Source organism: Collinsella sp. AM38-1BH, from assembly GCF_003467545.1.
Classification (GTDB): Bacteria; Actinomycetota; Coriobacteriia; order Coriobacteriales; family Coriobacteriaceae; genus Collinsella.
This window is the reverse complement of record NZ_QSHC01000027.1, coordinates 1-6,199: the sequence shown is the minus strand read 5'-3', so window position 1 is coordinate 6,199 and position 6,199 is coordinate 1. Positions and strand designations below refer to the sequence as shown.

Genomic DNA, 6,199 nt, shown 5'->3' with positions numbered 1-6,199 from the left:
TCGACGGGGTTGTTGCCGAGAGCGTTGCCGCCAAGGGCGACGACAATACGATCGGGCTTTCCGTACGGTTTACTCATAGTGTTCGTTCACTTCCCAGCTACTAGCGAAGCGTCGCGTACATCATGGCCTTAATGGTATGCATGCGGTTCTCGGCCTCCTGGAACACGCGAGACTGCGCGCTCTCAAAGACCTCGTCGGAAACCTCCATCTCGGTCACGCCGAACTTCTCGGCAATCTCGGCGCCGATGGTGGTCTGCGTATCGTGGAAGCTCGGCAGGCAGTGCATAAAGATGGCGCCGGGGTTTGCCTTGGCCATGACCTCGGGCGTTACTCGATAGGGAGAGAGAAGATCGATTCGGCTCTTCCACAGCTCCTCAGCCTGGCCCATACCGACCCAAACGTCCGTATAGATCACGTCTGCATCCTTGACGCCCTCGTCGATATCCTCAGTGAGCTGGATCGTGCAGCCATTCTGAGCGGCGATCTCCTGGCAGCGCTCAAGAAGCTCGGGATCGAAGTGCGTGGCGCCCTCGACATCGCCCTTGGGTCCGCAGGAGCAGAAGTTAATGCCGAGCTTGGCGCAGATAACCATCAGGGAGTCGCTGACGTTGCCCTGCTCCTTGCCCATATAGGTGAGCTTCATGCCGCGCGTGTCGCCAAACTCCTCACGCATGGTGAGAATGTCGGCAAGGGCCTGGGTGGGATGGTACTCGTTGGTCAGACCGTTCCAGACGGGAACGCCAGCCTTGGCGGCAAGCTCCTCGACGATCGACTGGTCGGAGCCGCGATACTCAATACCGTCATACATGCGACCGAGCACGCGGGCGGTATCCTCGATGGACTCTTTCTTGCCCATCTGCGACGAGCCGGGGTCGAGGTAGGTCACGCCCATACCCAGGTCCATACCGCCGACCTCGAAGGCACAGCGCGTGCGCGTGGAGGTCTTCTCAAACAGCAGGACAATGTTCTTGCCCTCGAGAAAGCGGTGCGGATAACCGGCGCGCTTCATATCCTTGAAGTTCTTTGAGAGGTCGAGCATGTACTCGATTTCCTCGGGCGTAAAGTCAAGCAGGGTAAGAACGCTTCGACCAGAAAGATTAAGAGCCATGATTTGAGTCCTTTCGATTGTTGGAACACACAAGGAGGGATGGGCGGCGCAGACGCACACGCGCCGCCCAGATACGCTAACGCTGACTAGATTTCCTCACGCCAGAACGGCATGGTCATGCAGCGCGGGCCGCCGCGACCGCGAGAAAGCTCCTCGGAGGGAGCGACGAGCAGCTCGACGCCAGCCTTGTAAAGAGCATCGTTGGTGACAACGTTGCGCTCATACACGCAGACCTTGCCCGGTGCGACCGCAAGAGTGTTGGAACCATCGTTCCACTGCTCACGGGAGGCCTCGATCGGATCGCCGCCACCGCACTCAATCATGGTGATATGGTCCATACCCGTCGCAAGCTCGAGGATATGCTGCAGGGTGCCCTCGAGTTCCTCGATATGCACCTCCCCCTCTGCATCGCCCTTGGTCAGGCGGTAGGCACGAAGCGTCTGGTAGATGCCGGGATAGACCGTGAACTTATCGCGATCGACCTGCGTGCAGACGGTGTCGAGGTGCATGTAGGCGTAGCCGTGCGGGATCTTGATGGCATAGATGTTCTCGATCTCGGCCTCATCGGAACCCCAGAACATATTCTTGGCGAGCTCATCGATGGCCGCAGTCTGGGTGCGCTCGGAAATACCGATGGCGAGCGTCTTGGCGTTGATGTTGAGGATATCGCCGCCCTCGATATGCCACTCGCTGTTGTGGTCGTACCAGATGGGGCTACCGGCGTAATCGGGATGGTTGCGCAGCACCGTTTCGTAGAAGATTACCTCGCGGTTGCGCTGATTCCAGTACATGCGGTTCATGGTAGCGCCCTTGCCCACGACAGCCAGAGGGTCACGGGAGAAATACGAGGCCGGCATGGGGAACAGCACCATATCGTCAGCCTTCAACTCCTCGCCGTCCATACTGGCAAGAGAACCGCCAACCTTGGGGATCTCGAGGTCGCGAACGTAGAGGCCGCCCATGGCAGCAAGGACAAACTCCTTGTTGTCCTTAATCGAATCAAGCTTCTCGACAACGGCCTGGCGAAGGGCCGCGTTGGAGATGCCGGACTCACCCATGAACTTCGTCATGAACTCTGCGCGAGTGCCCTCGACTTTGTCAAACGTCTCAGCGAGCAGCTCTTCCATATAGACGACCTCGGCGCCAGCGCCGCGAAGAAGGTCGGTAAACTGATCGTGCTCTTTCTGGGCATAGTCCAGATAGAACGCATCGTGAATCCAAACGCGGTCGAAATCCTCCGCCTTCATGTTTACAAGATCCATACCGGGGCGATGGACGCACACCTTCTTGAGGGCGCCAATCTCGCTATGAACGTTCAGTCCTTTGTTCATCTCTATCCTTCTTTCTCACAACTTGTATGTGGGGTTTTGCTTTTACGGCAGGGGGATAAGGCCCGAAACCGCAGTGAATGCCATGCAGATAACGCTCACGACCAGGAAGAATTTCCAAGCAACCTTCCACCACTGGCCAAGCGGAATCTTGCAGACGCCAAGACCGGCAACGAGCATCGCGCTTGTTGGCGAAATGAGAGACATGGCCGCGCTGCCCATGGAAAGACCCGTAACTGCAGCCTCGGGGTTTAAGCCCATCAGCTCAACAAGCGGGCCGAAAATGGGAATCGTAAGAGCAGCGATGCCCGAGGAGCTCGGAACGAGGATCGACAGAAGGTTATCCACGACATAGAGAATGCTCGTAAAGATAACTGCCGGAACTCCAGAGAGAGCCGTGGCGAGCGTGTTGAGAATCGTATCGATGATGAGGCCGTCATTGGCGATTACGAGGATTCCGCGGGCGAGGCCAACAACGATGGCAGAGAACGCGAAGTCTGCAATTCCCTTAACGAACTCGCCAGCGATCTCCTTCTCATTCATCCCGGAAACAACACCCGAAAGAAGAGCCATGGCCAAGAAAATCGCAGAGATCTCGTTCATGTACCAGCCCTGGGTTACCAGACCCCAAATGATAGCGCCAAGTCCAAGCACGAAAATAACCATGACGGCTTTTTGCCTAGCGGTGAACTCGCTATCGAGGAGATTCTCGTCCGCGCCAAACTCTTTGCGCTTCTCGATATCATCGTGGAAAGCTGGGGATACCTCGGGATTCTTCTTAACCTTGAGGGCATACATCACAACCCATGCGATGGCAACTGCAGTGAGCACGACAAGGGCGATAGTACGCAACCAAAGCTGGGGGTTGCCCTGGATGCCGAGGATGCCCTGGGAAATCAGGACGTTGAACGGGTTAACGGTAGATGCGATGTATCCGATACGGGCACCCACAAACACCGTCATGAACGCTGTAATTGAGTCGAAGCCCATGGCCATCATGATCGGCATAAGAATCGCAAAGAACGGAAGCGTCTCCTCTGCCATACCAAAGGTGCTGCCGCCCAAGGCAAAAAGCACCATTAGGATCGGAATGATGAGGACGTCCTTGCTCTTGAACTTCTTCACCACTCGGGCGACGCCGCTCGTGATGGCTCCGGTCGCCGTGATGACCTGGAAGGAACCTCCCACGATCATAATGAATGCAACGACCTCGACCGCTTGCTGGATGCCGATCGCAGGGGCCTCAAGTACTTCGAAGATGCCTTGGCGAAGATCGACCTCGTTGCCGTCCTCGTCCGTATAGACCTTATCGACAGGCTCATAGGTGCCCGAGACTGTTACCTCGCGACCGTTAACCTCCTGGCGCTCAAACGAGCCCGAAGGCACGACCCAGGTCAGAACGGCAAATACGGCCATCAAGACGAGAATGATGGTGTACACGTGCGGGACTCGAAGAGTGCGCTTCTTTTCTGTCTCTGCCATCTCTCCTCCTTAATTCAGGGGTTTTTCGTTGCCGGCAAAGCCATTGTGTCATCGCGCAAAACATCCTTCCGTCTCTTCGCCCGTCAACGAAGCGCATCGACCCGTAAACGGATTCCAGATTGATGTAATTCGTCAATTGTCTCTTTAAATAGATGTTTAACATCAATTACTAGCCTTGTTCATGCCATTCTCCTGTGACAAATATGATGTAAATTGAATCAATCTCGTAATGTGCCACTATGGAAGCAATCAATACTCATCGCCAAAGCGAGGTTTTATGTCCGCACTACATGTTCAAAACGAAATAGGAAAGCTAAAAAAGGCCCTCCTGCACTGCCCCGGCTCCGAAACGCGCAATTACCCCGACGGGCAGTTCAATCAAGTCTTTACGCTACGCCCGTCTAGCAGCTCATTCGATCTTGAAAAGGCTCTCAAGGAGCATCATGCTTACTCGACGATGCTCGAGCGCGAAGGAGTAGAGATTCTCTATCTTGAAAACCTTCTTACCGAAGCCCTTGATGCGACAGACCAAGCGCGTCGCTCCTTTATCGATAGCTTCATTAGAGAATGCGGCGCGTGCGGCATTGAGCTCGAGTCCGCTATTCGCGATTACCTCGAGCACATCGAGGGCTCCCGCGCTCTGGCCCAAGCGGCCGTCAACGGCATCCGTTATTCCCAGGTCTTCGATACGGATAAGGAGATATTCAGCCTCGCAAAACTGACGGGAGATGCATACTCGCCCGACGACCTTCTCGTAAGCCCCCTTAACACCATGTGGTTCACACGCGACCCGGCGAGCGTCATCGGCGAAGGCGTCACACTCAACCATATGTACTGGCCGGAGCGCAACCGTGAGGTTATCGCCTACAAAACGATTTTTACATATCACCCAGATTTCCGCGAGGCTCCTCAGTTCTTCAAGCATGAATCGACTTACCACTTTGAAGGCGGCGACCTGCACAACCTCAACTGCGAAAACGTAGCCGTTGGAATCTCCCAACGAACCGAGCCAGCGGCGATAGACACCCTAGCAAATAACTTGCTCTGGGATGAGAACTCTGCTATTGAGTCCGTATGGGCCATACAGGTCCCCTACGATGACCTCTGTATCCATCTCGACACATATTTCGCTCGCGTTGACTACGAGACATTCCTCGTTGACCGTGAGCTTCTCGATCAAGCACGGGTCTACCGCATTACGCGGGGCAGATCGGAAAGGACAACCCGGGCGCGTCATGTCGAAGGCGGTCTGAAAGAAGCGCTGAGATTAGCTCTGGGCTCAAATTCGTTGCAATTTATCTTTTGCGGTGGCTCAAATCCCGGAGCAGCAGAGGTCGAAAGGTCCAACAATGCCACAAGCACCCTTTGTTTGGAGCCCGGCAAGGTCTGCGTATACGAAGAAAACGTCAAAACCAACAAAGCGCTGGAGCAGGCAGGTATTGAACTTGTTCCCATCTCTATCTTCGAGCTGACAAACGGCTTTGGCGGTCCCAACTGCCTCTGCCTTCCCCTCGTCCGCACTTCATAAAATGGGAACGGGTCAAAACATAAAGGCGCTTCGCAAGCGCGATCAGCTAACACAGGAGGAGCTCGCGACACTCGTCGGCGTCTCCAAAGAAACGGTATGCCGCTGGGAAAAGGATCGTTATGCAATCCGCCGCTCAACGTTGCTCAAGATAGTATCGACATTTAACCTGCAGCTCGACGACCTCACATCTGAAACCGCAGGGCTTGCCGCAAAGCTCGACCACGAGGGGCGGAAGGGGGAATCCAAAGAAGTTACTACTGATTCCCTTTGCGATGTATTTAAAATCCAGATGACAGGAGGCAGAACGGGACTTAAACAAACCGGAACAACCGCGCTTCCCTCATCCGTATTCAAGAAACATCGCGAGTGCTTCTTTGTTCAAATGGACACATCCGCCATGTCCAAATGCTACCCGATTGGATCCCTTCTCCTCGTGGATCCCAGCCCAAAACCCTGGAACGGATGCTCCGTCCTCGCCTTGGCCGATAATTCGAGAATCGTCATACGGCGTTATAGCACCGGCACGAATACCGTGATGCTCTCATCCCACTCATATCGCACAGCGGAACCGGATATCGTGCTGGACAAACGCCGAATTAGGATTCTGGGAGTCATCGTTTGGTTTCAGGCGTCTCATGATCTGAGCGTCTAATCAAATTTGATCTTGTTTACCTCCCCCATATGCTCACAACTCAATAGCAAAAGCCCCGCAGTCGGAGCGGACTGCGGGGCTCATGAAGAGAGGTAGTTTGT

5 protein-coding genes are annotated in these 6,199 nt (G+C 54.9%); 2 read left to right on the top strand and 3 right to left on the bottom strand.

Features of this window, described 5'->3' with window-relative positions; genetic code table 11:
* Window positions 1-100 precede the first annotated feature (100 nt).
* The 3 genes from argF to DW870_RS09145 all read right to left on the bottom strand — a co-directional run bounded on the left by argF (window position 101) and on the right by DW870_RS09145 (window position 3,918).
* Entirely contained in the window at window positions 101-1,108 is a 1,008-nt protein-coding gene (gene argF / locus DW870_RS09155) for an ornithine carbamoyltransferase (RefSeq protein ID WP_117794040.1), read from the bottom strand.
* An 86-nt stretch (window positions 1,109-1,194) separates the two neighbouring features.
* A complete protein-coding gene (locus DW870_RS09150; RefSeq protein WP_117794041.1) occupies window positions 1,195-2,439 on the bottom strand; it encodes an arginine deiminase family protein in 1,245 nt (414 codons plus the stop codon).
* A 42-nt stretch (window positions 2,440-2,481) separates the two neighbouring features.
* A complete protein-coding gene (locus DW870_RS09145) occupies window positions 2,482-3,918 on the bottom strand; it encodes a YfcC family protein (RefSeq protein WP_199573656.1) in 1,437 nt (478 codons plus the stop codon).
* Window positions 3,919-4,195: 277 nt separating this feature from the next.
* Here DW870_RS09145 and DW870_RS09140 point away from each other — a divergent pair, with 277 nt between their 5' ends.
* Together DW870_RS09140 and DW870_RS09630 are read left to right on the top strand one after the other, a co-directional pair.
* Window positions 4,196-5,446, top strand: coding sequence for an arginine deiminase family protein (locus DW870_RS09140; RefSeq protein ID WP_158564839.1), 1,251 nt, complete (start codon window positions 4,196-4,198; stop codon window positions 5,444-5,446).
* A gap of 1 nt (window position 5,447) precedes the next feature.
* Complete coding sequence (locus DW870_RS09630) at window positions 5,448-6,098, top strand: LexA family transcriptional regulator (protein WP_117794043.1); 651 nt, start codon at window positions 5,448-5,450, stop codon at window positions 6,096-6,098.
* Window positions 6,099-6,199: the final 101 nt, after the last annotated feature.